26 protein-coding genes and 1 pseudogene are annotated in these 23,765 nt (G+C 57.8%); 7 read left to right on the top strand and 20 right to left on the bottom strand.

The genetic code is table 11. The features are described 5' to 3' along the window. Positions 1-740: 740 nt before the first annotated feature. Complete coding sequence (locus V1283_RS11490; RefSeq protein WP_334386604.1) at positions 741-1,397, top strand: sensor histidine kinase; 657 nt, start codon at positions 741-743, stop codon at positions 1,395-1,397. Positions 1,398-1,477: 80 nt separating this feature from the next. After that, positions 1,478-1,825, top strand: a complete 348-nt coding sequence (locus tag V1283_RS11485) for a hypothetical protein (RefSeq protein ID WP_334386603.1) — start codon at positions 1,478-1,480, stop codon at positions 1,823-1,825. Between the two features lie 72 nt (positions 1,826-1,897). Here V1283_RS11485 and ureG read toward each other — a convergent pair whose 3' ends face one another. The 10 genes from ureG to V1283_RS11435 all read right to left on the bottom strand — a co-directional run bounded on the left by ureG (position 1,898) and on the right by V1283_RS11435 (position 9,850). Further along, complete coding sequence (gene ureG, locus V1283_RS11480; RefSeq protein ID WP_334386602.1) at positions 1,898-2,569, bottom strand: urease accessory protein UreG; 672 nt, start codon at positions 2,567-2,569, stop codon at positions 1,898-1,900. Then, a complete protein-coding gene (locus V1283_RS11475) occupies positions 2,566-3,264 on the bottom strand; it encodes an urease accessory protein UreF (protein WP_334386601.1) in 699 nt (232 codons plus the stop codon). The genes ureG and V1283_RS11475 overlap by 4 nt, the downstream gene beginning before the upstream one ends. A 39-nt stretch (positions 3,265-3,303) precedes the next feature. Continuing rightward, positions 3,304-5,007 (bottom strand): urease subunit alpha, encoded by a 1,704-nt coding sequence (gene ureC, locus V1283_RS11470; protein ID WP_334386600.1) that lies wholly within the window; start codon positions 5,005-5,007, stop codon positions 3,304-3,306. 9 nt (positions 5,008-5,016) lie between these two features. Further along, on the bottom strand, positions 5,017-5,358 hold the full coding sequence (locus V1283_RS11465; protein WP_334386599.1) for an urease subunit beta: 342 nt from the start codon (positions 5,356-5,358) through the stop codon (positions 5,017-5,019). Position 5,359: 1 nt separating this feature from the next. Then, positions 5,360-5,932 (bottom strand): HupE/UreJ family protein, encoded by a 573-nt coding sequence (locus V1283_RS11460; protein ID WP_334386597.1) that lies wholly within the window; start codon positions 5,930-5,932, stop codon positions 5,360-5,362. 9 nt (positions 5,933-5,941) lie between these two features. After that, complete coding sequence (locus tag V1283_RS11455; protein WP_334386596.1) at positions 5,942-6,244, bottom strand: urease subunit gamma; 303 nt, start codon at positions 6,242-6,244, stop codon at positions 5,942-5,944. Between the two features lie 25 nt (positions 6,245-6,269). Next, the gene (locus V1283_RS11450) at positions 6,270-7,181 is read right to left on the bottom strand and encodes an urease accessory protein UreD (protein WP_334386595.1); all 912 of its coding nucleotides are present in this window, start codon (positions 7,179-7,181) and stop codon (positions 6,270-6,272) included. A gap of 110 nt (positions 7,182-7,291) precedes the next feature. Then, positions 7,292-8,566 (bottom strand): beta-propeller fold lactonase family protein, encoded by a 1,275-nt coding sequence (locus V1283_RS11445; RefSeq protein ID WP_334386594.1) that lies wholly within the window; start codon positions 8,564-8,566, stop codon positions 7,292-7,294. A gap of 64 nt (positions 8,567-8,630) precedes the next feature. Then, entirely contained in the window at positions 8,631-9,212 is a 582-nt protein-coding gene (locus tag V1283_RS11440) for a cytochrome P460 family protein (RefSeq protein ID WP_334386593.1), read from the bottom strand. A 41-nt stretch (positions 9,213-9,253) separates the two neighbouring features. After that, positions 9,254-9,850, bottom strand: a complete 597-nt coding sequence (locus V1283_RS11435; protein ID WP_334386592.1) for a cytochrome P460 family protein — start codon at positions 9,848-9,850, stop codon at positions 9,254-9,256. Positions 9,851-9,895: 45 nt separating this feature from the next. Between V1283_RS11435 and V1283_RS11430 the strand changes: the two genes are divergently transcribed. The 5 genes from V1283_RS11430 to V1283_RS11410 all read left to right on the top strand — a co-directional run bounded on the left by V1283_RS11430 (position 9,896) and on the right by V1283_RS11410 (position 12,492). Next, positions 9,896-10,036 carry a hypothetical protein gene (locus V1283_RS11430; protein ID WP_334386591.1) on the top strand — a complete coding sequence of 47 codons (141 nt, stop codon included), beginning with the start codon at positions 9,896-9,898 and terminating at the stop codon, positions 10,034-10,036. Between the two features lie 83 nt (positions 10,037-10,119). After that, positions 10,120-10,740 (top strand): sulfite oxidase-like oxidoreductase, encoded by a 621-nt coding sequence (locus V1283_RS11425; protein WP_334386590.1) that lies wholly within the window; start codon positions 10,120-10,122, stop codon positions 10,738-10,740. Continuing rightward, a complete protein-coding gene (locus tag V1283_RS11420) occupies positions 10,727-11,488 on the top strand; it encodes a ferredoxin reductase (RefSeq protein WP_334386589.1) in 762 nt (253 codons plus the stop codon). Before V1283_RS11425 ends, V1283_RS11420 begins: the two co-directional genes overlap by 14 nt. Positions 11,489-11,493: 5 nt before the next feature. Further along, positions 11,494-11,760, top strand: coding sequence for a DUF6510 family protein (locus V1283_RS11415; protein ID WP_334386588.1), 267 nt, complete (start codon positions 11,494-11,496; stop codon positions 11,758-11,760). Positions 11,761-12,237: 477 nt separating this feature from the next. Then, complete coding sequence (locus tag V1283_RS11410) at positions 12,238-12,492, top strand: DUF2171 domain-containing protein (RefSeq protein WP_334393032.1); 255 nt, start codon at positions 12,238-12,240, stop codon at positions 12,490-12,492. A gap of 94 nt (positions 12,493-12,586) precedes the next feature. On the opposite strand, the pseudogene V1283_RS11405 reads toward V1283_RS11410, so the two are convergent. The 10 genes and pseudogenes from V1283_RS11405 to V1283_RS11360 all read right to left on the bottom strand — a co-directional run bounded on the left by V1283_RS11405 (position 12,587) and on the right by V1283_RS11360 (position 23,364). Next, positions 12,587-13,946, bottom strand: a pseudogene (locus V1283_RS11405) (IS5 family transposase). Between the two features lie 556 nt (positions 13,947-14,502). Beyond that, positions 14,503-15,114 (bottom strand): DsbE family thiol:disulfide interchange protein, encoded by a 612-nt coding sequence (locus V1283_RS11400; protein ID WP_334386587.1) that lies wholly within the window; start codon positions 15,112-15,114, stop codon positions 14,503-14,505. After that, positions 15,111-15,290 carry a heme exporter protein CcmD gene (gene ccmD, locus V1283_RS11395; RefSeq protein ID WP_334386585.1) on the bottom strand — a complete coding sequence of 60 codons (180 nt, stop codon included), beginning with the start codon at positions 15,288-15,290 and terminating at the stop codon, positions 15,111-15,113. The genes V1283_RS11400 and ccmD overlap by 4 nt, the downstream gene beginning before the upstream one ends. Positions 15,291-15,296: 6 nt before the next feature. After that, positions 15,297-16,064 carry a heme ABC transporter permease gene (locus tag V1283_RS11390; protein WP_334386584.1) on the bottom strand — a complete coding sequence of 256 codons (768 nt, stop codon included), beginning with the start codon at positions 16,062-16,064 and terminating at the stop codon, positions 15,297-15,299. Between the two features lie 114 nt (positions 16,065-16,178). Next, positions 16,179-17,486: a 5-aminolevulinate synthase gene (hemA, locus tag V1283_RS11385; protein ID WP_334386583.1), complete on the bottom strand. Its 1,308-nt coding sequence runs from the start codon at positions 17,484-17,486 to the stop codon at positions 16,179-16,181. 219 nt (positions 17,487-17,705) lie between these two features. Beyond that, positions 17,706-18,464: an enoyl-CoA hydratase/isomerase family protein gene (locus V1283_RS11380; protein WP_334386582.1), complete on the bottom strand. Its 759-nt coding sequence runs from the start codon at positions 18,462-18,464 to the stop codon at positions 17,706-17,708. A 533-nt stretch (positions 18,465-18,997) separates the two neighbouring features. Continuing rightward, positions 18,998-19,684, bottom strand: coding sequence for a response regulator transcription factor (locus V1283_RS11375; protein ID WP_334386581.1), 687 nt, complete (start codon positions 19,682-19,684; stop codon positions 18,998-19,000). Beyond that, complete coding sequence (locus tag V1283_RS11370) at positions 19,632-20,069, bottom strand: response regulator transcription factor (RefSeq protein WP_334386580.1); 438 nt, start codon at positions 20,067-20,069, stop codon at positions 19,632-19,634. Before V1283_RS11370 ends, V1283_RS11375 begins: the two co-directional genes overlap by 53 nt. 362 nt (positions 20,070-20,431) lie before the next feature. Beyond that, on the bottom strand, positions 20,432-21,163 hold the full coding sequence (locus V1283_RS11365) for a response regulator transcription factor (protein ID WP_334386579.1): 732 nt from the start codon (positions 21,161-21,163) through the stop codon (positions 20,432-20,434). Continuing rightward, positions 21,160-23,364, bottom strand: a complete 2,205-nt coding sequence (locus V1283_RS11360) for a PAS domain S-box protein (protein WP_334386577.1) — start codon at positions 23,362-23,364, stop codon at positions 21,160-21,162. Before V1283_RS11360 ends, V1283_RS11365 begins: the two co-directional genes overlap by 4 nt. Positions 23,365-23,765 lie beyond the last annotated feature (401 nt).

The following is a 23,765-nucleotide window of genomic DNA, read 5'->3' as shown; positions in this document are numbered from 1 at the left end:
TCGCGGCGCGCGCTAATCTGACAAGATGGCTTCAACCGCAACAATCCTGAAAAAGCGGGCAGGATCGAATCCACCCATAATACGCAGGCTTCCGCCCCCATTAACTGAGGTTAGGAAATGTCTGTGAGATCAGCAGCACTGCAAGCCATCTGTGCGGCGCTAGGTTTTGTCTTGACCATGCAATCAGCAACAGCCGCACCGCATCACGCACACAAGCATCATCATAGGCAGATTATCTCGCAATGCCGCCCCTGGGACGCCAATGCGGCAGTGTCGCAGCGTGCCGATCCATGGTGGACACATCTAATAAACGGTGCGGAATCGGCTCCCGCCGGTCACTAGTTGCAGGCGCGAAATCAATGCCATGCGGCCGGTTTCGTCCCCTTAGAGAGTGACTTCAGCGCGATGAGAATGGGTCATCTATCTTCCAAGGTACGATCATGCATTTACCCTCACGACTTACGGTTCTCCTGGCCTTCAGTGTAACACCTCTAGCCGCAATGGCTGAACCAGCCTCGGCTCCGCCACCTGTGGCTGGCGCAGGCGTAGCCGAGAGCGTACGCGTACAGCCGCGGGGGAGAACCTTTGCTCCGAACTCTGCGGAAGTCGATGCCGTACAAAAGTCCATCACGATTTTCAACGCCACGCAGGGGGTTCTGGACGCTTGGTTCGATAGAAAGAAGCTGACCATCTGTCGTGGTTGTTAGCCACATTGTATGCCCCAGCAACAAGTGAAACATATGAGACCGACCATCTCCGATTCATTCGAGCGCGCGACAGTAATTCCGCCTTACGAGGTTGCCCATTCAGAGCGCGACGCGTCACTTGAACTGCTGATCAGAGAACTTCAGCATCGCATCCGCAATCTTCTCACGGTAGTTCAATGTTTCGTCAACAGCACTGAGGCGAGCACGGCAGATGACTATCGCTTCGCCCTCATGGCGAGACTCGCAAATCTATCGGACGCCTACAGCCTGATTGAGAGCGCGCGCGACAATCGCGTCTCTCTGGCGGAGCTGCTCGATCGAACGCTTAAGCCACACGCCACCTTTCTGAACGATCGAATCCTCGTCGGTGGGCCAGATATCGTTCTTGAACCACGCCTTGCTTTGTCGCTTCACATGATCTTTCACGAACTTGCGACTAACGCGAGCAAGCACGGCGCCCTGACGTCTACGTTCGGAGGAGTTGAAGTGCTTTGGGATGTTCGTTCCGACGGTGAGGGTCACGCTCTCGCCGTGCAGTGGCGCGAGCACGGTGGACCGGAGGTGCACAAGCCTCGGCACAAGGGGTTCGGCCTGCGCCTCATCTCAAAAGTGCTGGCTGGTGCACAGGTCGATATGGACTTCGCTCCGGCCGGCCTTCTTTGCCGCCTTCTGGTTGAAATCGATCCATGATAGGCACCGCGAAAGAGACCGGTCGGGTTGTCATCATGACGGTCCGTCGCTGCTTGAGCCTACGCCAACGAGCCAACCAAATGTCTGACGCTTATTTCTGTGTCGTCTGGGCCGAAAAGAATGCCGAGCGTAAGGCTCAAGGCGCCGAGGAGCTGAACTTCCGCGAAGCTCGCAAGGAATTCGGCTTCGACGCTCCACCTCCAGGCGCCGTCACGCTCTATTCGGGCGGCGAAGGTATTCGTGCTTTCCCCGGCAAAACGCCGGAAGTCAGGGACACGTGGTACGCGCAGTACCGGCAAGTGAGTGCGAAGGGCGTTCTCTGGCGCATGATCAACGATGCTAACAAACAACCCATCTGCTATGTCGGCGCGACCGAGGCGCTCGACGCCGCAAAGCTCGCCCGTGACAGCGGTGGGACTGCGTGTTGAGAATCTGGACAAACAGCGTCAGGAGATCGAACTTGCTGGTGGCGTGGAGTTGCCGGGTAAGCAGCTTCAAGCTTAAAGGGTCGTTGCGGCCAACCCGCCCTTCTCGAGAATGAAGCCGGCGATTTCATCGACGCCCTGACCGCTCTTCAGATTGGAAAAAATGAATGGTCTCGTAGTTCGCATGCGTCGGGCGTCCGATTCCATAACCTGAAGATTGGCACCCACCAGGGGAGCCAGATCGATCTTGTTGATCACGAGCAGGTCGGAGCGCGTTATGCCAGGTCCGCCTTTGCGTGGGATCTTTTCGCCCGCAGCGACGTCGATCACGTAGATAGTCAGGTCCGCAAGCTCCGGACTGAAGGTTGCCGCGAGATTGTCGCCACCCGACTCCACGAAACACAGCTCTGCCCGCGGGAATTTCAAATTCATATCCTTGATCGCCGCGAGGTTCATAGACGCGTCCTCACGTATCGCCGTATGCGGGCAGCCTCCTGTCTCGACGCCCATGATTCGCTCTGCCGGCAGTGCTTGTGCACGGGTCAGGATGAGCTGATCTTCCTTGGTATAGATGTCGTTGGTAACTACATAGATGTCGTAAATATCTCGAAGATGCTTGCATAGTGCCTCGATGAGCGCCGTCTTGCCCGAGCCGACTGGGCCCCCGATCCCGACGCGAAGCGGGCCGTGATGTGCCGGAGCGGACCTGTTGGGGAGAAGGGGCGTTTCGCTTTCAACCGTCTTCATGACCGGAATAACCTCGTATATTGGGTTTCATGGGCAATAGAGGCGAGTTCGACCATGAATCCCGCGGAGCCCAGGTCGTCGAGTGTGGCGCAGGCTCCTTGCGCACTGACGGACAAAACCGCGTTCTCTAGCTCCGCAATGGCGAGTTGACCGTCGGTTTGCCCGAGGGGGATTAGCCTCACGCCGGCGGTTACCAAATTGGCAACATAGCTGTGCAGAAATGCCGGTTGCGCCACGCGCGCCGGAATCGGCTCCCTTGCTGAGCGAGCGCCAAGAACAACGGCCAGTACCGGCTGAAACTGAATCCCCAAGAAGAAGTCCAGTATACGATCGGGCCACACTTGGCGGAGGGTGTTGAGGCAAGCCGTCGCCTGCTGGGACGATTCAAGCGCGAACTCTGACGTCCCGCGGCAGGCCGCCGCCACCTCTGCGACCTGCATCAGTTTAACCCTGTCGTCGTTGACCGCGCAGCGATATGCCTCGCTGAAAAACACTGCTTCATTCCGCCCGGATCCGTAGCAAAGATCGGCCTCGAGCCAATCGACTAGGCTTGGCCGGTCATGGATGTGACCAGCTTCGACGGCCCATTCGAGCCCGTGCGAGTAACTGTATGCGCCGTTCGGGAAGGTCGGCGAAAGCCAGCTTTGCAGTCGCAAAAAGGATAGAGGCGAGCATGAGCACTCCTCGCTCGTCATGATATTCGTCCATTGCGCTTATGAGCACGCGTCGGCATATCAGTACATAAAGTAGCGTTGAGCCATTGGCAGCACCTTCGCGGGTTCGCAAGTGAGCAGCCGGCCATCTGCGCGCACCTCATAGGTTTCCGGATCGACCTCCATGCGGGGGACCGCGTTGTTGAGAATCATCGAATGCTTACCGATCTTGCGCGTGTTCGAGACAGGAAGCAGTTGCTTCGCAAGCCCGAGCTGCCTTGTCCTTTCCAGCGAAGCCTGGCTGACAAAGGTCACCGAACTCTTGCCCAGGGAACGGCCGAACGCGCCGAACATCGGCCGATAGTATTGAGGTTGAGGTGTGGGAATAGAAGCGTTGGGATCGCCCATGATAGCCGCGGCGATCGTGCCGGATTTCAGAACAATGTCGGGTTTTACGCCGAAAAAGGCCGGATCCCAGATTACGATGTCCGCGAGCTTCCCGACTTCAATCGAGCCGATGTAGGTGGAAATGCCCTGGGCTATCGCGGGATTGATCGTGTATTTCGCAACGTAGCGCCGCGCTCGGAAGTTATCGTTACCACCATTCTCTTCAGCCAATCTCCCGAACTGATTTTTCATCTTATCGGCTGTCTGCCAGGTACGGGTAATCACCTCACCGACGCGCCCCATCGCCTGGCTGTCTGACGAGACGATTGAGAGTGCTCCCAGATCGTGCAGAATGTCTTCCGCGGCTATGGTCTCCTTGCGTATGCGGCTCTCAGCGAAGGCGACATCTTCCGGAATACGACGATCGAGATTATGTGTAACCATGAGCATGTCGAGCGCTTCATCGAGCGTATTCACCGTGTAGGGCCGCGTTGGATTTGTCGAAGCCGGGATAACGTTCCCTTCGCCACACACCTTTATGATATCCGGCGCATGTCCGCCTCCGGCGCCCTCAGTGTGAAAGGTATGGATCGTTCTGCCCTTGAATGCTGCGACGGTTTTTTCCACATAACCTCCCTCATTAAGAGAGTCGGTATGGATCAGGATTTGCACATCCATGTCGTCCGCGACAGAAAGGCAGCAATCAATAACCGCAGGCGTCGCGCCCCAGTCTTCGTGCAGCTTGAGGCCGCACGCACCGGCCTCGATCTGCTCGATGAGGCCGGCGGCCAGGCTCGCGTTACCTTTACCGAAAATACCGAGGTTCATCGGGAAAGCATCGGCCGCCTCGAGCATCCGCCGGATATGCCAAGGGCCTGGCGTGCAGGTTGTTGCCGCCGTACCTACCGCCGGTCCGGTTCCCCCACCCATCATAGTTGTTAGACCTGAATAGAGCGCCTCCTCGATCTGTTGCGGGCAAATGTAGTGTATATGGGTGTCGATCCCCCCCGCGGTGATGATCTTGCTTTCTCCTGCGATGATCTCGGTCCCAGGTCCGATGATTATGTCGACGTTGGGCTGCACATCGGGATTGCCGGCCTTTCCGATCCTCGAAATGAGCCCATCCTTGATAGCGATGTCCGCCTTCACGACCCCCCAATGATCAAGAATCAGCGCGTTGGTGATGACCGTATCAACCGCTCCCTCGCTACGCGTACGCTGCGACTGTCCCATGCCGTCACGAATGACCTTCCCGCCGCCGAATTTCACCTCCTCACCATAGGTCGTGAAGTCTTTCTCTACCTCGATGAGCAGATCAGTATCTGCGAGACGAACCTTGTCCCCGACCGTCGGGCCGAACATCTGCGCGTAGGCGCCACGGCGCATTGTATGGGGCATTTTGTTACCTCAATCGCCAGAAGCGGCCGCAATGCCGCGTACCGGCGGCAAAGCCCCCATGACCTGGCCGCCAAAACCATAGACCACGCGGGCGCCGCCATAGGGGATCAATGAAACTTCGCGAGACTGCCCCGGCTCAAATCGCACGGCCGTCCCGGCCGGGATATCGAGGCGACAACCGACAGCGGCGTTCCGATCGAAAGCGAGAGCCGCATTTGTCTCGGCGAAATGATAGTGGCTGCCCACTTGAATAGGCCGATCGCCGGTATTGGCGACCTCAATGGAGATAGCTGTCCTATCCTTGTTCAGGACAATCTCACCGAATGCTGGAAAGACCTCACCAGGGATCACGTCAGCCTCCCAATAGCGACAATCCGACCACCGCCGCGCATCCACCCGCTGCGCGCAGCAAGAGCCCTCCGACCAAGCCCCGCACGCAGAAACCAGCTCCGATGCCGACAGCAAGGAGCGCAGAGGTTGCGAGCACGAAACCTGCTGCATAAGGGATAAGCCTGGCTGCCGCTGCCTCCGTTCCATGAGCGTGCCCATGGAAGAACGCGAAGAGACCGACGATCACGGCCCCCAGGGCTACCGGCGCCCGTACTCCGAGCGCAACGAGCACTCCCAGCAAGACGACCGACCAGCAGATGGCCGGCTCGACGAAAACGATTTGCAAACCCAAGCTCGCTGCTGCAAAGCCGCCCAACATCGCTGCAACGAAGGTTGCCGGCCACATCACAACGGCACGGGGACCTGTGAACACACTCCAGAGGCCTACCATCGTCATAGCGATGAGGTGATCTGCCCCGTTCAGAGGATGCGCAACTCCGGAGCTGAACGAATTACCGGGCCCAACACCGGTATGGGCGCAGGCCGGGAAGATCAACGCTTCGGACAACATAATGCAGATCAGGACTAACCGCATCGAGAGCTCCTATCGAATCGGACTGTGTACCGGCACAAGCTTCGTTCCGTCAGGGAATGTGGCTTCGACCTGCATCTCGCGAATCATTTCGGGAATGCCCTCCATGACTTGGTCCTGAGTCAGTACTCGGCCGCTCTGGGACATGAGTTCGGCGACCGATTTCCCGTCGCGCGCTCCCTCCAGGATGAAGTCCGCAATCAGTGCGATACTCTCGGGATAATTGAGCTTGAGGCCTCTCGCGAGCCGCCCTCGCGCAACCATCGCTGCGACAGCTATCATTAGCTTGTCCTTTTCCCGTGGTGTAAGATTCAAGGCCTTCTCCGTTCCATAACGGCCGCTAACACGACCACATTTTCGGCACTCCGAAAGGGCCTGGCCCTAGCTCTCGACTGAATTGTTCCAGCAAGCTACGAAGTCCCCGTCGAAGATCGGAGCTTGCCGCCGCGGCGACGCGCACAATGATGATCGCCCCGACGATCGTAGCGGCGCAGCTGCAATCGAGCGAAGTCGCTATCTCGCGCAAGATCCTCAGCCGTGTATCAAGACCAGGTCCGAAGTAGATGAGCGTTGCAACGGCCTTCCAGTTGGAGAGCAATGCCTTTCTGTGCAGCTGCGCGAACACCTCGTCTGAGACGCGGAAGCCGTCCACCCAGATGAGGTGGCCGTCCTTTTTGATGCGCCAGCTGTCCGATATATACCCGCTGACGACTTCCTCTCCGCGCGCAGCACGACCGAGTACCATCCATTCGAGCGCAATCACTTCGGCTCCTGAGCAAAGATCAATCTCCGTCTGCCGACGAATGCGCGCCTGATTAAAGACAATCGTTTCTTGCGGGAGCCAAGCGAGCTTTGCCCTGCTGCACACTTTCAACTTTGTCCCGATACGCGCGGGTCGATCCAACGCCCTGTAGACCTTTTCCGCGGCCTGTGTTGTGACCGCGACCGATGCATTGTTGAGCGCCACCACTTCAATTTCGAGACGATCACCGCCGGCGATGCCGCCTGAAGAGTTTACGATGACGGCCTCTGTCACCATCTCGTCTCCTATCCTTGGAAACATCAAGCCTATGGGAAACTTCTGATAAACTTCGGAGATTCGCGTACTGTTCGCGGAGCCAGTGAGTACGATCCGGCCGGCTCCGTTAGCCCGCTCTAGATCGACGTCGCGCACATTTCCTCCGCGCACGCCGAAGGCTCCAGGATCACTCAGGTCCTCGCCAGAATTGCCCTGGTGTGTTGCTTCGAACATCGGCTCCACAAATCTTGAAAGTGAGCGGTTTGACGCCGGCAAAAGGAAGGAAGGGTGGGCGTGACAATTACCTAAGCGGTCACGCCCGAACCCGTGTTGCGAGAGTGGAATCAGAACCCCGCAAGCCCTTGCGGACTGTTGTAGGGAATCTTGACGCTGGTGATCTCCGTCAGCGAACCGTCCGACTGAGTTGCGTAGCCAACCAGCTTCGCGGCATTCCCGTAGATCTGATAGAGATACGCGCCGTCCGACGTGATCCAGCTATCGGCGGGGCCGCTGGTCACCGTTCCGTTCAGCCCCCTGGCGGTGCCGTCCCCCGGAACCCTCGGGCACGCGGGATCGCACGCGATTTCCAGGCCGCGGCCATTGATGTGGTAGCTGCTGATGTTGCTGTAGCCGAAGTTCGTCGCGTACACCGTTCGATCATCCGGGGAGACCGCCAGCCAGCACAGCTCGGACGGCACGCCTGCGCTCGTGTCGATCTTTACGAGCGGGCCGATGTTGACCGTGCCGCCTTTCTCGATGGTGCCCATGGCGCATCCGTCACCGACGGCGTATGCGATGACGAAGGTATCCGGCCGCTCGTGCAGGAAGCCGATGTAGAACGGAGAGCCGCCTTTCGCGTCATAGAACCTGGCCGTGCCGAGCGAACCATCCTTTTGCAGGGGGAATGCGGCGAGGCCGTCGGGATCTGGCGCATTCGATGCGATTGAGTGGAACGCGCCGCCAGCCCGCTGGACCCAGAGAATAGGCGACCCATCTGGATACAAGCCCGTGAGCGCGATTGGCTCGTCGAAAGTGGTCCCGACAAGAACGAGCTCCTCGTTAGGCGAGACCACAACCATGGTGGCCACGCGGTTCCTCTTGCTATACGTATTGACCGTGTACCCTTCCGGGCGCGCCGTGAGCTTGCCTTCGGCGTCAACAGACATCAACCGGAGGTGATCGGGGCCGAACGAGTGCAAGACGAAGAGCGTTCGAGTAGAAGGAGCAAATGCGAGTGATTTGGCGGTTCCACTTCTTCCTTCCACAGGGTTACCCGTCGGCTTGACGTCGATCAGCGAGAGACGACCGTCTTCGCTTATACGGAAGGTCGAAACGGAATTGTCTCCACCATTTGTCGTGAACAGAAAGCGTCGATCCGGTGTGAAGATGATGCTGCCCGCTCCCTCAAACGCGTTGGGAGCGCTTTCTTGGCCGCTGATCGGCTTGAATTCGCCGGAGCCGGCACCACCCGTTTTGATGCGTTCCACCTCAGTAAGCGCACCCGTTGAACTCCGCTCGTAGTGAATGATCGCATTCTCGATTTCGTTGGTTTGCATGTAGAGATGTCCGGGCTTTCCTTTCGCCACAGACATGTCCTTCATCATCGCCTCTTTTGCCATCTGCTACTCCTTTGGTTGATCTTAAATACAGGGGTCAGGTCTCACTCTCCACGAAGCGTCCCCTCTATCGCTTCAATGCAGGGTATCCATCGACGTAGATCCAATCAGTCGTGCGCGCCGGCACGTGACAGGATTTGCAATTCAATCTGTAGTCGGTGGAAGTTGTCTTTGTGGGGTTGGCAGCATCGAACCAAGACCAGCCCCACCCATCGCCCCACAAGGCGTGGCCCGGATGGCGGCCGGCACCGTCCTTCACCATGACGAACCAGCCTTTCAACTTCTCTGCGTGGCTGACAGTACCGGTCGTCATGTCCTTTGTAGCGGTTTCGAACACCTCTTTCACGAGCACCGTTCCGTCGGGAAATCGGCCGTCCTTGCGATAGGCCTCGATAGATCCCGGTGATGCGAGCACGACGTGCAGCTCCTTCGAGCCTCGGCCCTCATCAGCCGCTATAGCCCAACTCCCGAGCGCCTCATAAGCAGTCCGATAGTCAGGCGGAACGTGCAGGTTACCCTCGGCATCGACTGCTGCCTGCGTTTGTGAAGCGCTGCTAATTGAAATCGCCTGCATTGGACCCAGCGCGGCGATCGCAATGGCTGCGGCAACTCCGGAAATGCCGAGAGTAAAGGCGCGAACGATTCTCATGACTCAGTCCTTGCTGTGCGGCCAACGTCGAGCGATGCACGTCACTTGTCCAACAGGGGATAGAATTGGGTCCACACCTCATCCTTTTTCGCGCTTGCGATGTGGCAATACGCGCATTCCCCCTTCGCCTTCACTTTCGCCATCGGAGCCTTTGGCTCATGATGATTGAAATTGAAATATCCCCATCCGTTGGTCTCGGCGAAACGCTTGGAATCCTTGACCGTGACATCGGCGCCGTTGAAAGGCCCGGGGAAGTAGCCTCTTCCCGATGGCTCGGTTCGCGATCCGTCTGGATTCTCGCCAGGCAGCGTAAGCTGAAGCTCCTTGAAGAAGATCGTTCCTTCGGGAAATTGACCGGTCTTCATGTAAATCTCATATGAACCCGGCTCGATGTAGACGTTGTGAAATTCCGGAAAGTTAGCATGGCCGTCATTCAGCGCATTCGGCGTAAGCGGAGATCCGAGGTACACCCAATGGTTCCAATCCTTCGGCAGAAGGAGTTGCCCATCGGCCGTGTATTCAGGCAGCTGGCGCGTTATGGTCTGCGCGTTGCCATTTTTAAGAGATCCGAAGAACAAGGTTGTTGCAATCGCACTGCTCGCAACGACAACTGCTGCTGTCCGAAATCCGATTCGCATCGCTTTCTCTCCTGAGACTTCGCCGGACGCGGGGTCGCGTCGGTGATGAGCTTTCTCATCGTGAATGAAACAGGAGATACAGGGCTGGTGCGTGCCGTGCGCGTCGGCGAATGCTCTGGTTTTTTCAATCTTGATGCATTTGGCTTAGCGCCCATCGACGGGCGAATGCTTTTGTATCAAGTATAGGCCGAACGATCGGCGGGCGACCGGATAAAAGCGTCCGAGTTCTTCTCGCGCGGCGGACCCACGCCTAGGAAAGGCATGATTCCATGGATGAGGCTCACATCTCTCGCGGGTTTGGGTCAAAGCGACACGAGCAAACGACCAAGGATCGTGTGCCGCCTGGGCAATACGTGACAACCGATTTCCCGGTCCTTTCGGCCGGCCCAACGCCACAAACCAAAGTGGCAAACTGGAATTTTGCCCTACAGCTTGGCAGTTCCCCGCTCCGGGCGTGGAGTTGGGCCGAGTTCGAGGCGCTGCCGCAGACTACGGTCAAGACCGATATTCATTGCGTCACGAAATGGTCGAAGCTCGATACGACATGGCAGGGCGTGACCTTCGATGATCTGTTGAAAGCAGCCGGGCTTTCGGAGCCTCCCGAACCTTATGTCATGGCTCATTGCGATGGTGGCTATTCAACGAACGTCCCTATTGCTGATCTGGTCGGGGGCAATGGCATGATCGTTACTCGTTACGACGGCCTACCGATCCCGTCCGCTCACGGCGGGCCAGCTCGCCTGTTGGTGCCGCATCTTTACTTCTGGAAGAGCGCCAAATGGGTGCGCAGGATCCGATTTATGCCGAAGGACGAACGCGGCTTTTGGGAGTCACTGGGATATCACAACTACGGCGACCCCTGGAAAGAGCAGAGATATGACGGGGACTAATCCCGCTTCTCCACCCAAACGGCTTGAGTGGCAATTCGTTCAGGTGCGCGACGTCGTGGTGGAAACGCGCCGCGTAAAGAGCCTCATGCTGCAGCCAGTCAGCTGGCCAGGACACCTGCCGGGTCAGCACGTCGATATCAGGCTCACAGCCGAGGATGGCTACCAAGCGCAGCGCAGCTATTCCATTGCCTCTCCACCTGAAGACGAATTGCTTGCGCTGACCGTGGAGCGAGTGAAAGATGGCGAGGTTTCCCCCTATCTTCTGGATGAGCTACGCGTCGGCGACCAACTTGAGCTTCGGGGACCTATCGGCGGATATTTCGTCTGGACTGGCGCAACAAGGGAGCCGGTTTATCTTCTCGCTGGTGGAACGGGTATCACGCCGTTGATGTCGATGCTTCGTCACCGCGACAGGCGGCCAAGCCGCCCGCCAGCCTTGCTGATTTACTCGGCTAGAAGTTGGGAAGATATAGTCTACCGAGACGAGCTTGCGGCGATGATGAGCCGTGATTCCAGCTTTCGCCTTGCTTACGCGCTTACCCGCCAGCAACCAAAGGACTGGACGGGCCACCGGGGAAGAATCAACAAAGGCTTGCTTTCAGCAAATTGGTTTCCACCCGCACACAACCCGAAAATCTATGTTTGCGGTCCCACTACCTTCGTCGAGACCGCTGCCGGTCTTCTTGTAGAACTCGGATTTGACCCTCTCAGCATCAAGACAGAACGATTCGGTCCATCAGGAGGATAGATGCCATGGCTAATAACGTCTCCGATCTTGTGCTCGACGGTAATGTCGCGGCATGTCTCCTTCAGCGGATCTTCACTCTTGACATCACACTCGCGAAGATTCGATGCGATTCATGCGATTGGGTAAGCGGTGTGGGATCTCTGACCTTGCATGCATCTCCGATGGGAGCGGTTCTGAAGTGTGCAGACTGCCAGAGCGATCTGATGAGAGCGGTTGATACGCCGCGCGGTCTGTGGCTCGAGATGACCGGCGCGCGATACCTGCGATTCTAATGGTAGCGCAAAAGCGGCTGATGCCGCCGCCGGCACACATATGGAGAGCGCAAGGGCAAATGCAGCTCTCCGAATTGCCGCAAAAGGACTCAAATCTCGGCAATATCGAAAAAGCGCCGATCGGGCTCGCCGAGTAGCTTTACGGGCGCCCGGCGTTTCCTTCCGCCCCCAGACCGGGTCGCTGCGGCCGGTCGATATGCGGCCGGCCGCATTTCTATCTTTGCCGGTGCGGTCGAGCTTAAAGAGGAGATGTCCATGCCCGACATCATCGCCGATACCGCTGACATCGACGACCAGATCGCTGTCGCAAGGGAGAACCTTCGCGAGCTGATCGAGCAGGCGGCCGCCTACTCCGGTGCTGCAGACGATGATCTGGTGGCGCAACGTATTGCCGATCAGGAAGCGCGGCTTGAACTTATGACCGAATGGCGCGAAGAAGTTCTGCAAAGCACAAACTCTGATACGAAGAGAAGAGACATGACGAAAAGTCGGATCAAGGAGAAGATGGAGGTGATCGGAGCTGATGGTGTTCACATCGGAACTGTGGATCGCATCACAGCGGGCAGGATCAGGCTGACCAAGAACGACGGCGGCGAAGGGCGACATAAGGGCCACCATCACTATATTGACCTGGGACTGGTCGCGGATATCGAGGGCCAGATGGTGCGGCTGTCGGCGGTCGCGGCCACCGCAGTTACCTTCGAGGAGGAGAAATCGGGGGAGCCAACCTAGCTAACACACTTGAGAGGTGGAATATCTGAAACCGGAGGAGCGGGAGGATGTCATTCAGGTTTATGAATCTCTCCACAAAGAGCCCCTGAACAGATTAGTCGGCCGTTAAGAAGTCGATTTGACTGTGGGCGATGGCGGCGAGAGGCGGCCATAGAGCGAGCAGGATTTGCCGCAGCAGAGCCCTCAGCCAGGCGAGAACGCGGCGGAGATTGTGTCCGACGGCGGTGAGGATGACGTTTGCGGCGTCGCCGTCGCGGCCTTTGAGATGGCAGCGGCCGAGGTGGCCATCACTCTTCATGTGTCCGATGACGGGTTCGATAGCCGAGCGCCGCCGCAGTTCGCGCTTGATGACGCCAAAGACGCCGCGCTTCTGACCAGAGATGAAGACGCGACGCGGATTGGCTGTGTTGTGGCCGCGATAGCCCTTGTCGACGTAGGCGCGCTCGATCTCGCAGCCGATGAGCGTCTCGGTGGCATCAATGACGCTGCCGAGCGTATGCCCGTCATAGGGGTTGCCCGGCAGCGCCTTTGCGTGGAGCACGAACTGGCCACCGGGGGGCGCAGGCGTTGGTAGTGACGATCGAGGCTTTGACGCCGAACTCGTAAGGAGCCGCGGCCTTGCCCATACCGATGCATTCGACCTCGGGTGCGTGGAAGGAATAGAGCTTCCATCCGCGCTGGCGCTGCTGCTGCGATCGGATCTGCGCAGCGCGCGCGAGCGGCCCTTCGAAGGCTGCCTCGAGGTCTCCTTGGCCTGCGATCTTGCGGCGGATGTCGCGGACGATCCGGCCGAGCCGGCTGCGCAGCAGGCGCAGTTGGCGATGGTGGCGCCGGAACTGCTTGGCGTGGCCATAGCGGGAAGCCATCATGGCCGCACGCTTGGCGATGCGCAGATAGGACTGCCGTAGCCGCACCCCGCATTTGCGCGCCAGCCGGTTGAGCCCCTTAATTGCCGCATGCAGCAGCTTGGCATCGGTCGGGAAGCCGATGGCCTTGGGCTGCACGGTGGTGTCCACCGTAACCCGCTTGAGGTCGCGCGTGCGCAGCGCGCCGGTCTGGTGCGCGACCCTTAAACTCTCGGCAAGCAACAGCTCCAGCTTGTCGCCGAGCCGCTTCCTCCAATGGCTCAGGTCACTTCGCTCGTGCGGGAACTCATGCTGGAAAAACTCTTCGCCGGTGAAGTGCTGGAAATACGGATCATAGACCCAACGCTCGCATACGGCTTCGTCGGACAAACCGTAGATGTGCTTGAGCAGAAGAAGCCCGAACATGAAACGGGTCTCGATCCCAGGCCGGCCCTTGTCGCTATAGAGCGGCGCGATCTCGCGATCGATCCAGTCCCAGTCGATCTTGCCGGTGAGCTGCACCAGCTCGTGCTTCATGTTGATGACTTGGTCGAGCCGGGCGCGAAACAGATCACCTTCTCCCGTCGTCTTCGGCTTCTTCGGTCGCATCGTCCCCTCCGATGCAGCCACGGAATCGTGCCCGGCGATTCGAGGGAATCTTGAAAATGAAATTGCAAGCTTCCGAGGCTCCGCACCCCGAAAGCTTGCAAATCCAAAAGCCCCTTCGCCAAAAAATTGAATCCCCGATCAAGCTCTTACGGGGTTCTTCACGGGCGACAGATTAGCGTCCTAATTCCGCGTCACGAGCGTCGGCCGCTTGCCGCGCGGCTTTGTGCTTGACTCCGATTCCGTGGCGCAGCTCGCACTGCGTTCCGTGTCTATGCCAGCCCTCTTTAGCGGCATATTGCCGACCGTGATGACAGCCATGGGCGGAAGCTGGTGCGACCCAGAGTAGGAGTATGAGCGCGATGCAGGGGATTGCAAAGCGATTCATTGCTAGGCCCTCCTGGCGATCACATCGTGAGGCTTCAGCTTACCACCTAGCGGGAGTTTGCGCCAACGATGCCATGAAGCCAGCGACCAATGGCATGCGCTCCAATTAAGCGTCCTAATGTGTCAGAGCGAGTGTCCTAATTAGGACAGAACCTGGCGCCTGCTCAGCTGATCAGAGTTTTCGCGAGATCGAAGCTGCATTGACCGCCTTGTCGATCTCGGCCATGAGCACGCTGTCGACGTTGTCCGGCGTGATTGGGCCAACCAGTTTGTAGACGATCTTGCCATCACGGCCGACGATAAACGTTTCCGGCACGCCGTAGACGCCCCATTCGATCGCAGCGCGGCCGTTGCCGTCGACGCCGATCGAGGCAAACGGGTTGCCATAGCGGCTGAGGAAGCGCCGAGCGTTGTCGGGCGCGTCCTTGTAGTTGATGCCGATCAGCTGCAGTCGGTTGTCCTTGGCGAGCTCGGTGAGAAGCGGTGCCTCGTCATGGCAGGGCACGCACCAGGACGCCCAGACATTCACGACGCTGACCTTCCCCTCGAATTTTGCTGGATCCAGTCCCGGCACTTGCGCGCCGTTGCTGAGCAAGCCGTGCAGCGGCGGCAACGACGTCTGTGGTGCGTGATGTCCGATCAGGGCAGAGGGAATCCGCGAGGGATCACCATCGCCGAGCCGGAGCCAAAACAGAGCGGCCAGCGCGAGAAAGACGATCAGCGGCAGCACCATCAGCCATAAGCGGCGCTGCGGGCTTGCTTCGGATGTCACCTGGTCGGTCATCTACGGCTCCGTTGCGCTGCGCCGGAGCGCCGCACCACCCCGCTCTCCTCGAGCTCACGCAGGCGCCGCTTCTGGTTGAGGTAGTCGATCGCGATCCAGGTGGTCAGAAGCGCAACTACCAGTGCGGTGGCAAGGTAGGAGGTCACGATAAAGGAGGCGTACGGCCCGAGCGACATGGTGCGTTATGCCGGTTGCGAGGCAGGCGAAGCCGCGCTCACGTCGCTTGACGAGGCGCGTGCCTGCATCATTTGAAGGGCGCGCACACGCCGCCGCAGGATTTCGTTACGCATCGCGGCCACGTGCAGCGTGACGAACAGCAGCGTGAAGCCGCTGGCCATCACCAACAACGGGATCAGCAAGGTGCGATCGAGTGTCGGGCCACCCATCCGAAGGACCGAGGCCGGCTGATGCAGCGTGTTCCACCAGTCGACCGAGAATTTGACGATGGGAAGATTGATCACGCCGACGAGCGTGAGCACCGCGGCAGCACGTGCGGCGCGCGAAGGATCCTCCACGGCGCGCCACAGCGCCATCAGGCCGAGATACATCAGGAGCAGGATCAGCACCGAGGTCAGCCGCGCATCCCATTCCCAATAGGTGCCCCACATCGGGCGGCCCCACAGCGAGCCCGTCACCAGCGCGAGAAAGGTCAAGCTGGCGCCGATTGGCGTTGCGGTCTTGGCGGCGACGTCGGCGAGTGGATGGCGCCAAACCAGGGTGCCGAGCGCGGCGCTGGTCATCACAGCCCAGACGAACATCGATAGCCAGGCGCTGGGCACGTGGATGAACATGATCTTGACGGTCGCGCCCTGCTGGTAGTCGTCCGGTGCGGCCGCCGACAGATAGAGGCCGACCAGGAGTAGGATGGTGGTTGCCGCCGCGAGAAAGGGCAACAGCCGCGCCGTCAACGACAGGAATCTGGTCGGATTGGCAAGGTCGATCAGCGTCATGGCTTTTCGGTAGCCGTCGCAACTGCCACGTACCTTCGCTGCCTCTCGCTCTTGGATAGCGGTGACGGACTCCAAACAATGTTGAAGCAACAATTCCAACAAGCCGCCCATGGTTCAACTGACACCGATTGTTTCCGCGACGTGAGGCGCCGGAAGCCCGACGCTGCGGAACGCTGCCCGCTCTCTCCACGACCCTGTGCCAACGTCGCGAAAAGCGAAATACTCGACCGAGGGGCTCGACCAGATTTCGGCGAGCGCGGTGGTTAGGTGTTCGATATCCGTCTCGGAGTGAAAAGGTGACGCGGTGATACGAAGTCGTTCTGTACCGCGCGCGACCGTTGGGTAGTTTATGGGTTGAATGTAGATATCATATTCGTTCAGCAGGACATCGCTGATCTGCCTGCAGAGGTCGGCGTTTCCTACCATTACCGGCACAATGTGACTAGGATTTCGCAGATGTGGTACCCCAATGTCATCAAGTCGACTCCTGAGCAAGGCGACCCGACTGTGCATGGCTTCCCGCTCCATCGCACTTGATTTGAGGTAGCGCACGCTGGCTAACGCGCCCGCCGCGACGTGTGGCGGCAGTGCCGTTGTAAAAATAAAGCCCGACGAACAGCTACGCACAAAATCGCACAATGCTGTTGATCCTGCGATATAGCCGCCGACGATCCCAAAGCCCTTGGCCAGCGTACCTTCAATCACCGTCAGCCGATGGCTCAGACCCTGTTGCGCAGCCACGCCACCGCCATGCGGTCCATAGAGACCTACGGCATGCACCTCGTCTAAATAGGTCATAGCGCCATATGCGTCGGCAACGTCACACAGCTCAGCGATCGGCGCGATATCCCCGTCCATGGAATAGACTGATTCAAACGCCACCAGCTTGGGCGCATCAGCGTCGACGTCCGCGAGTTTACGCGCAAGATCAGCGGGATCATTATGTGCGAAGATCCTAACCGGAGCACGGCTACCTCGAATGCCTTCGATCATAGAAGCATGATTCAGTTGGTCAGAAAGCACGACGCAACCCGGGATGCATGACGCTAGCGTGCCAAGCGCAGCCCAGTTCGAGACATAGCCTGAAGTAAACAGAAGCGCTGCCTCTTTCTGGTGAAGATCGGCCAGATCGCGTTCGAGGAGGACATGGTAGTGATTGGTGCCCGAGATATTGCGTGTACCGCCGGCACCCGCGCCACAGCTGTCGAGTGCCTCGTGCATAGCTGCCAGCACGACTGGATGCTGTCCCATTCCAAGATAGTCGTTAGAACACCAGACCGTCACCTCCTTTTTCCCGTGGGCGGAATGGAGCGTTGCACGAGGAAATCTGCCTACCTTGCGTTCCAGATCGGCGAAGACTCTGTACCGACCTTCCCTACGCAGTTCATCGAGTCGTTTGCAGAAGTACGCGTCATAATTCATGGTGCACCCAGACCTGGAATCGATGCAGGTTCAACCTATGCTCCTCGCCGATGCTATTCGGGCCAACGGTAGGAGCGAAGCTACCCAACCGGCACGGTATTCCAGCTAGAGTATGCCGTCTGTTGCCGCATTGCTCGGACTTCGCGGAGATTGCGCAATGCCCGCGGGCCGAACCTCCTAACTCAAGCCTGCGCGATGCCGCCGACCTCGGCATCTTGCTCATTTGGCCCGCGCGACGTCGGCAGCGCTAATGCCCTCCAATGCAAGCCCGTATCCGACGCCCTCGTCGATGATGCGTCGCAGTTTCTGGGTCAGCGCGATGCGTGTGTACCGCGTGGTGAGCCGCGGCAGCTTCGCGAGCTCTTCGGCAATATCGCGGGCGCGGGCAAGCAGCTTGTCGGCCGGCACAATTTCGTTGATTGCGCCCCATTCTTTGGCCGTTTGCGCATCGAGCTCCTGGCGGGTCAATAGGAAGTAACGGCCCCGTACCGTGCCAATCACTTCTGGCCACAGCAGATGGACGCCATCCCCGGGAACGATGCCAAATTCGAAGTGTGGCTTATCCTGAAAAACGGTCGACGGAGTGGCCAGGACAATATCGGAGAGCAGGATGTATTCCGAGTGCAGCCGCACCGGGCCATTCACCGCAGCAATGAGCGGCACTTCGATGTCGAGGATGTTCATGAGAACTTTTTTGCCCTCGCTATAGATCTTGTCGTAGCCTCGCGGAGTAAAGAAGTCGAAGCCCTCTAGGCTGATAGACTCCATAAACGCTGCGCCGCTGCCGGTCAGGATGACGACGCGGTTATCGGGATCGGAGGCGATCGCATGAAACAGGTCGACGAATTGTTCATGGGTATGGCCGTTGAACACCACCGTGCCACCATCGGTGTGAAGCGCCACTTCCATCACGCCTGTTTTCGAACGGTTCAGGCGAGCATTAGGGAATCTGTCGCGATAGGCGTCAAAGCGGGACATGGTGAAACTCCATCCAGTTTCGAATTTGCAGATGGGCCACCAGGCCCGCGCGCAAGCCTAACGATCTCATGCGCAGATGAATTGACCTGGATTGCTCGAATTTTTTTCGATTTGTGGTGCTCGACCATAAACACTTTTGAACTGTGTCAAATGCACAGATCGACGCCAAATTGAACCAGGTGAAGCAACGCCGCACGAGCGTCATCAGCGAGCGCGTCTCAGATTAGCAATGATGCGGCCTAAGTGATGAGGAGGGAACGCCCGAAAGAGGCGGCATCTCAGGATCCAGCTCTTTTTCCGGCAGGGATCAGCGCTCCTGAAAGCTAGCGGTCGGTCGCACGATCCATTTAGTGGTGGAAGCGATTTGGTTGAACTGTCTACTGTGACAGACTGGAGCCCCCGATGAGAAAAGATTATCTTTCCGCTCCGCACCAGACAGGTGCTGCTCTAGGAATGACAACGATGTCTCTGCTGCCCACGCCATGACCTGTTATCGCCGCGTTGGCGGAGCGCCCCGACCTACCAGCTACCGCTTAGCTCTCCTCTTTCTCCCGTCCACGGATCCCGAGATTTTCTGCCATCAGAACTAGATCGGCCAGCGATTTAGCGTGCATTTTTCGCATGAGATTGCCCCGATGGATCTTCACTGTCTGCTGGGCTAAACCGATCTTGTTCGCGACCTGCTTGTTCATAAGGCCGCCCGTCACCAATGCCATAATCTGGCGCTCGCGGACGCTTAATATGGAGAACCGATCTCGGAGACCCGAGTTGGCTCGCTCTTCGTTGCACCGTTTTTGATCGCGTTCGAGCGCGGCAGTAACCGCATCAAGCATCTCCTGCTCGCGGAAAGGCTTGGTCAGAAAGTCGACCGCGCCAGCCTTCATCGCCCTTACCGACGTTGAAATATCCCCGTGCCCGGTCAGAAAGATAATTGGGATCCAAATATTGGACTTAGCCAATTCAGCTTGAAGATCAAAGCCGCTCAGACGTGGCATTCTGATGTCGAGAACGAGACAACTGGGAGCATCCTCCAGTTTAGATCGCAATAATTCCTGAGCGGACTCAAATAGCCGAACTTGCAAGCCAACCGATCGAAACAGGCTGCTGAGCGTCTCGCGGATGAGACGATCATCGTCAACGACGTAGACCATGGGCTGAACAATGACTTCAGCGGTGCTGATGCGGCTTGCGGATTGGGCAGTTTCGCCAATCGTTGTCATGACTGTCACTCCCTGGTGCTCGATGCGCTGTCATACGGAGGCTTGCACGCAGGGCCTCCGTTCTAACAGGTTTGGCCAAATAGGCGATCGCTCCTTCTTCGAGCAGTCGCTTTTCGGCCTTGGGATTCGGATTGGCCGCGATGAATATCGCAGGCATCGGATATCTGGTCGCCGTGAGCGTGTGAAAAAGCTCGATCCCGCTCAGTTGAGGCATTTGCACATCGACGATCAGACAGGCGGCATCATTTATCGCATCCGACGTCAGAAATTCGTTCGCTGAGCCGAAGGCAGCAGTTCGGTAACCAAATGTTTCGACGAGTCCCTGCATCGCTATCAACACGTTCTCGTCGTCATCTACGATTGCTATTAGCTGCAGTGTATTCAACGGAGTTCTCCATGTTCGGAGCTCTTGACTTAACTCGCATAGCCGGCTTTCGGTACCCACCATTTTGTGGTCGTAAATAAACAATGAGAGGAAAGCCCTTTCGTATCGTTTAGGCAAACTACGATCGAGTTCAGAACCCGCGCCACTTCGCTTATCCGCCATAAGCAAAACGCCGGCCTCAGTTCATCAGCTGACGCGGACCCGTGGGGCCTGGCGGTGGACTCATTGGGAGCGCGACGCGAAGCCGAGGCAGTCCGGGCAAAATGTGTCGCCAGATGGAGGAGCCATCCAAGGCCTGTGACGGGGTCGGAGAGGAACGCACCGCAATCACATCGATGGGTTACCCGGGGATGGTCAGAGAGTTACTTCGCCAGATTGCCGCGTCCCTTCTGTTTCCTTGTGACGTGCTTCGCTGTGCGGCTCGTGCGGGGCAGCTCATCGTAGGGGCCTTCAGCGACCGGGTCCAAGGAGTTTTCGTCATCCGTCTTGAGCCGGTCCGCAATTCGTACCAAATCCGCCAGCGAGCGAGCGCCCATTTTTTGCATGATTTGGTTACGATGAACGCGGACAGTCACTTCGCTGACGCCAAGTTGGCCGGCAATCTGCTTGCTTACGCGCCCCTTTGCAAGCAAGGTCATGATTTCCTTTTCGCGATCGGTCAAGCCCGCAAATCGCTCGTGGATTTGCGCCGAGGCGCGTCGTTGCGCGGCGAGCGCACGGTGGCGTTCGATCCCTTGGCGTACCGCGTCGAGTAGCTCTTGCTCCCGGAAAGGTTTTGACAAGAACTCTATTGCACCTGCTTTCATGGCCCGTACCGACATCGGGATATCTCCATGGCCGGTAATGAATACAATCGGCGTATCGACGTGAGCTGCGACTAGCTGTTTTTGCAGCTCGAAGCCGCTTGCTCCTGGAAGTCTTACATCCAGAACGATACAGCTCGGTAGTACCGGAGGGTTGGCGCCCAAAAACGCCTCAACTGACTTGAAGAGCGCGACCTTCAAGGAGATAGTTTCCAGAAGTGCACCCAAACTTTCGCGGACGGATTCGTCATCGTCTATGACGGCAACGATGGGCTGGTCACTGTCATTCATGGTCTATCTGCAACGGGTAAGCTGAATTGGAAAACTGCGCCAAATGGAGCACCTGGGGTCGCCGAAATCTGTCCGTCGTGGGCTTCGATTATCGAACGACAAATTGCCAAGCCCATACCCGTTCCATTGTGTTTCGTCGTGAAGAACGCATCGAAGAGTCGATCGGCCACGGTCGAATCGAGTCCAACGCCAGTGTCGTGGAATGAGATCTCAACCATTCTGTCATCCAGCACCCGAGACCTTATCGAAAGGGTCCTTGGACGATCCTCCACAAGCATCATTGATTCGATACTGTTCAATACGAGATTCAGAATGACTTGCTCCAATTGGACACGGTCGCCGTTGATCCGCGGAACCAACTCGTGCAGATCCGCAAGCGTCGTAATGCGATGCTTGCGAAATTCCCCTTGCGTTAGCTTCATGACATCACGAATCGCGTCCATAATATCGAGCGGGGCCTTTTCAACCGGGGTTTTGTTCATCAACGCCTTTATGCGGGTGATTATCTCGCTCGCGCGTCGCGCGTCCTTGGCCAACCGCTGGGCAGCTGCCCTCGCTTTGGTGAGATCCGGCTCCTCCGTGCTCAACCAGTGGAGGCACGTATCGCTATTGGCCGCAATGGCCGTCAGAGGTTGGTTGATCTCGTGAGCGATGGACGCAGACAGCTGCCCCATCGCGGTAAGACGGTTCACCCGGGTCAGCTCTTCCCGCGCTCCGCGTAGCGCCTCCTCTACTCGTCTCTTATCCGTCAAGTCGCGCACAAAGGCGGTGAAGTGCCAAGATTCCAGCCGAATAGCCGTGACAGTCAGCTCGACGGGGAATTCATGTCCAGCCCTATGGAGCGCCGTTATTTCGATGCGTCTGTTTAGTATCGGGCCTTCGCCGGTAGCGAGAAAATGCTCACACCCTCGCGAATGAGCCTCGCGATACTGCATGGGGATGATCGTATCCACGATTCGCTTGCCGACCGCTTCCTCGCAAGACCATCCAAATATGTCTTCGGCGCTTTTGCTCCAGCCGGTAATTGTATCACGTGCATCAATCGTGATGACAGCGTCGAGGGAGGAATCCAAAATCGACCGCGTTTGGTCCTCGGCCAGGCGGAGGTGCTCCTCCGTTCTTTTGTGTGCTGTGACATCCGTCGTGAAGTGAGCGGTCGCATAGATTCGACCGTCCCCATCGACGATTGGGAACTTTTGAACTGCGCCCCAGCGTGTACCCATATCGGTTGTAGCAAGCTCCTCGAGCATCACCTCGCCCGACAGAGGCACTTCTCGATCGTTCGTTCGAAGCGCGCCCGCCTCGCGCAATCTAGATAGGCCATCCTCAGTTTTACCAATAATCTGATCGCGGGAGACGCCGGTGATCCTTTCAAATTCTCTGTTGACCAGCAAAAAGCGACCATCAGGGTCCTTAAGAAAGATCGGGTTGGGGCTACCATCGATGATTGCGAGAAGGCGTCTCTCCCTGTCTACCAACGAGTCCCTCTCCGACCTCAACTCCTGGATATCGGAACTAGAGCCGACGAACCGGAGAACCTTGCCTTGGGCGTCCCGCACCGGGACCGCACGATCAAAGTGCCAATGATAGGAACCGTCTGCATGAAGAAACGGTGCCTCAAACGTCCAGCCTCCGCCTGATCGGACGCCGTCCCAAAATATTTGGGACACACGTTCCTGATGGTCCGGATGCAAAACGGAAAGAAAGGGCGGAAGATCGCTCGGAGTCTTTCTCCCCGTTTTGAGCGGCGCCGTGCAATAATCCGCCGATAGGCCGGTCGCATCCAGGTAGAATTGATTCACAAAGTCACAGCTGCCATGCCGCGTAACCGTCCATGCGACCGCGGGCAATTTATGCAGGACCTCGAGGTGCAACCGCGATCGGTCCAGAACTTGTTTATACTGCTCTATTTCGTGCGAAAGGGCTTCCGAAGCGGTTCTAACCTCGTCCATGCGACGACGTTGGGCTCGTCGTTGAGCCATAATGTTTTTCTTTACGCTGCGGATCCGCTCGGGCGTTAGGCCGCCTTGGTCCCAAGGCTCCCCTTGGCCCTGCCGAATTCCGCTCAGTTTAGAGGAATCTACGTGGCGATCATCGACCACAATCTTTTTCTTGGAATATCGCCCCCTTTGGCGCGTTGCATCTGAGCGTCCGATTACCGTCCGCGTTTTCTTCTTCGACTTGGACTTCAAACGAGTCATTTGTGGCTGATCTCGTGTCCAGTATCCGCGCAGAGACTATTTAACCGTCACGCTTGTCCTCAAGTTACATACCAATCTCCTTTCGGCGCGCGTCGGTTCTGCCTCGTGCGACGTATCATGAATCTAGCGCAAGGAGCAGGCGCAGATCCCACTCAGGTTCGAAGGGCCCTTGTTGTGGGCGTCACCCTTGAACGGCAGCGATTGATCCTGACAGAATCGCCCAACCAATGAATTGAAGCGTTCCGATCCAACTTTGGCGATAGCGTACATCTTACCATCGGAAAGTCGACATTGGATGCGCCATTGACGGCCTGCTCTTATTTCGTGGAACCGCTCGGCCAGCACTGGTTGGGTCGCCGAAAATTTGTTAATCTGCGACAAAATGACCAGTAGTCCGCCGT

This window comes from Bradyrhizobium sp. AZCC 2262, assembly GCF_036924535.1.
Taxonomy (GTDB): domain Bacteria; phylum Pseudomonadota; class Alphaproteobacteria; order Rhizobiales; family Xanthobacteraceae; genus Bradyrhizobium.
Note: the sequence above shows the minus strand (reverse complement) of the source record. Positions and strands in the feature narration are given on the sequence as shown.

Bases quoted from the DNA above. Each gene is read 5' to 3' on its own strand.
- V1283_RS11440 (WP_334386593.1), bottom strand. From the start codon at position 9,212: ATGAGAATCGTTCGCGCCTTTACTCTCGGCATTTCCGGAGTTGCCGCA.
- V1283_RS11475 (WP_334386601.1), bottom strand. From the start codon at position 3,264: ATGACGAGCGAGGAGTGCTCATGCTCGCCTCTATCCTTTTTGCGACTG.
- V1283_RS11490 (WP_334386604.1), top strand. From the start codon at position 741: ATGAGACCGACCATCTCCGATTCATTCGAGCGCGCGACAGTAATTCCG.
- V1283_RS11420 (WP_334386589.1), top strand. From the start codon at position 10,727: ATGACGGGGACTAATCCCGCTTCTCCACCCAAACGGCTTGAGTGGCAA.
- V1283_RS11415 (WP_334386588.1), top strand. From the start codon at position 11,494: ATGGCTAATAACGTCTCCGATCTTGTGCTCGACGGTAATGTCGCGGCA.
- ccmD (WP_334386585.1), bottom strand. From the start codon at position 15,290: ATGTCGCTCGGGCCGTACGCCTCCTTTATCGTGACCTCCTACCTTGCC.
- V1283_RS11410 (WP_334393032.1), top strand. From the start codon at position 12,238: ATGACGAAAAGTCGGATCAAGGAGAAGATGGAGGTGATCGGAGCTGAT.
- hemA (WP_334386583.1), bottom strand. From the start codon at position 17,486: ATGAATTATGACGCGTACTTCTGCAAACGACTCGATGAACTGCGTAGG.
- V1283_RS11450 (WP_334386595.1), bottom strand. From the start codon at position 7,181: ATGTTCGAAGCAACACACCAGGGCAATTCTGGCGAGGACCTGAGTGAT.
- V1283_RS11400 (WP_334386587.1), bottom strand. From the start codon at position 15,114: ATGACCGACCAGGTGACATCCGAAGCAAGCCCGCAGCGCCGCTTATGG.
- V1283_RS11365 (WP_334386579.1), bottom strand. From the start codon at position 21,163: ATGAATGACAGTGACCAGCCCATCGTTGCCGTCATAGACGATGACGAA.
- V1283_RS11425 (WP_334386590.1), top strand. From the start codon at position 10,120: ATGGATGAGGCTCACATCTCTCGCGGGTTTGGGTCAAAGCGACACGAG.
- V1283_RS11435 (WP_334386592.1), bottom strand. From the start codon at position 9,850: ATGCGAATCGGATTTCGGACAGCAGCAGTTGTCGTTGCGAGCAGTGCG.
- V1283_RS11485 (WP_334386603.1), top strand. From the start codon at position 1,478: ATGTCTGACGCTTATTTCTGTGTCGTCTGGGCCGAAAAGAATGCCGAG.
- V1283_RS11445 (WP_334386594.1), bottom strand. From the start codon at position 8,566: ATGGCAAAAGAGGCGATGATGAAGGACATGTCTGTGGCGAAAGGAAAG.
- V1283_RS11430 (WP_334386591.1), top strand. From the start codon at position 9,896: ATGAGCTTTCTCATCGTGAATGAAACAGGAGATACAGGGCTGGTGCGT.
- V1283_RS11375 (WP_334386581.1), bottom strand. From the start codon at position 19,684: ATGACAACGATTGGCGAAACTGCCCAATCCGCAAGCCGCATCAGCACC.
- V1283_RS11460 (WP_334386597.1), bottom strand. From the start codon at position 5,932: ATGCGGTTAGTCCTGATCTGCATTATGTTGTCCGAAGCGTTGATCTTC.
- ureG (WP_334386602.1), bottom strand. From the start codon at position 2,569: ATGAAGACGGTTGAAAGCGAAACGCCCCTTCTCCCCAACAGGTCCGCT.
- V1283_RS11380 (WP_334386582.1), bottom strand. From the start codon at position 18,464: ATGTCCCGCTTTGACGCCTATCGCGACAGATTCCCTAATGCTCGCCTG.
- V1283_RS11360 (WP_334386577.1), bottom strand. From the start codon at position 23,364: ATGACTCGTTTGAAGTCCAAGTCGAAGAAGAAAACGCGGACGGTAATC.
- ureC (WP_334386600.1), bottom strand. From the start codon at position 5,007: ATGCCCCATACAATGCGCCGTGGCGCCTACGCGCAGATGTTCGGCCCG.
- V1283_RS11390 (WP_334386584.1), bottom strand. From the start codon at position 16,064: ATGACGCTGATCGACCTTGCCAATCCGACCAGATTCCTGTCGTTGACG.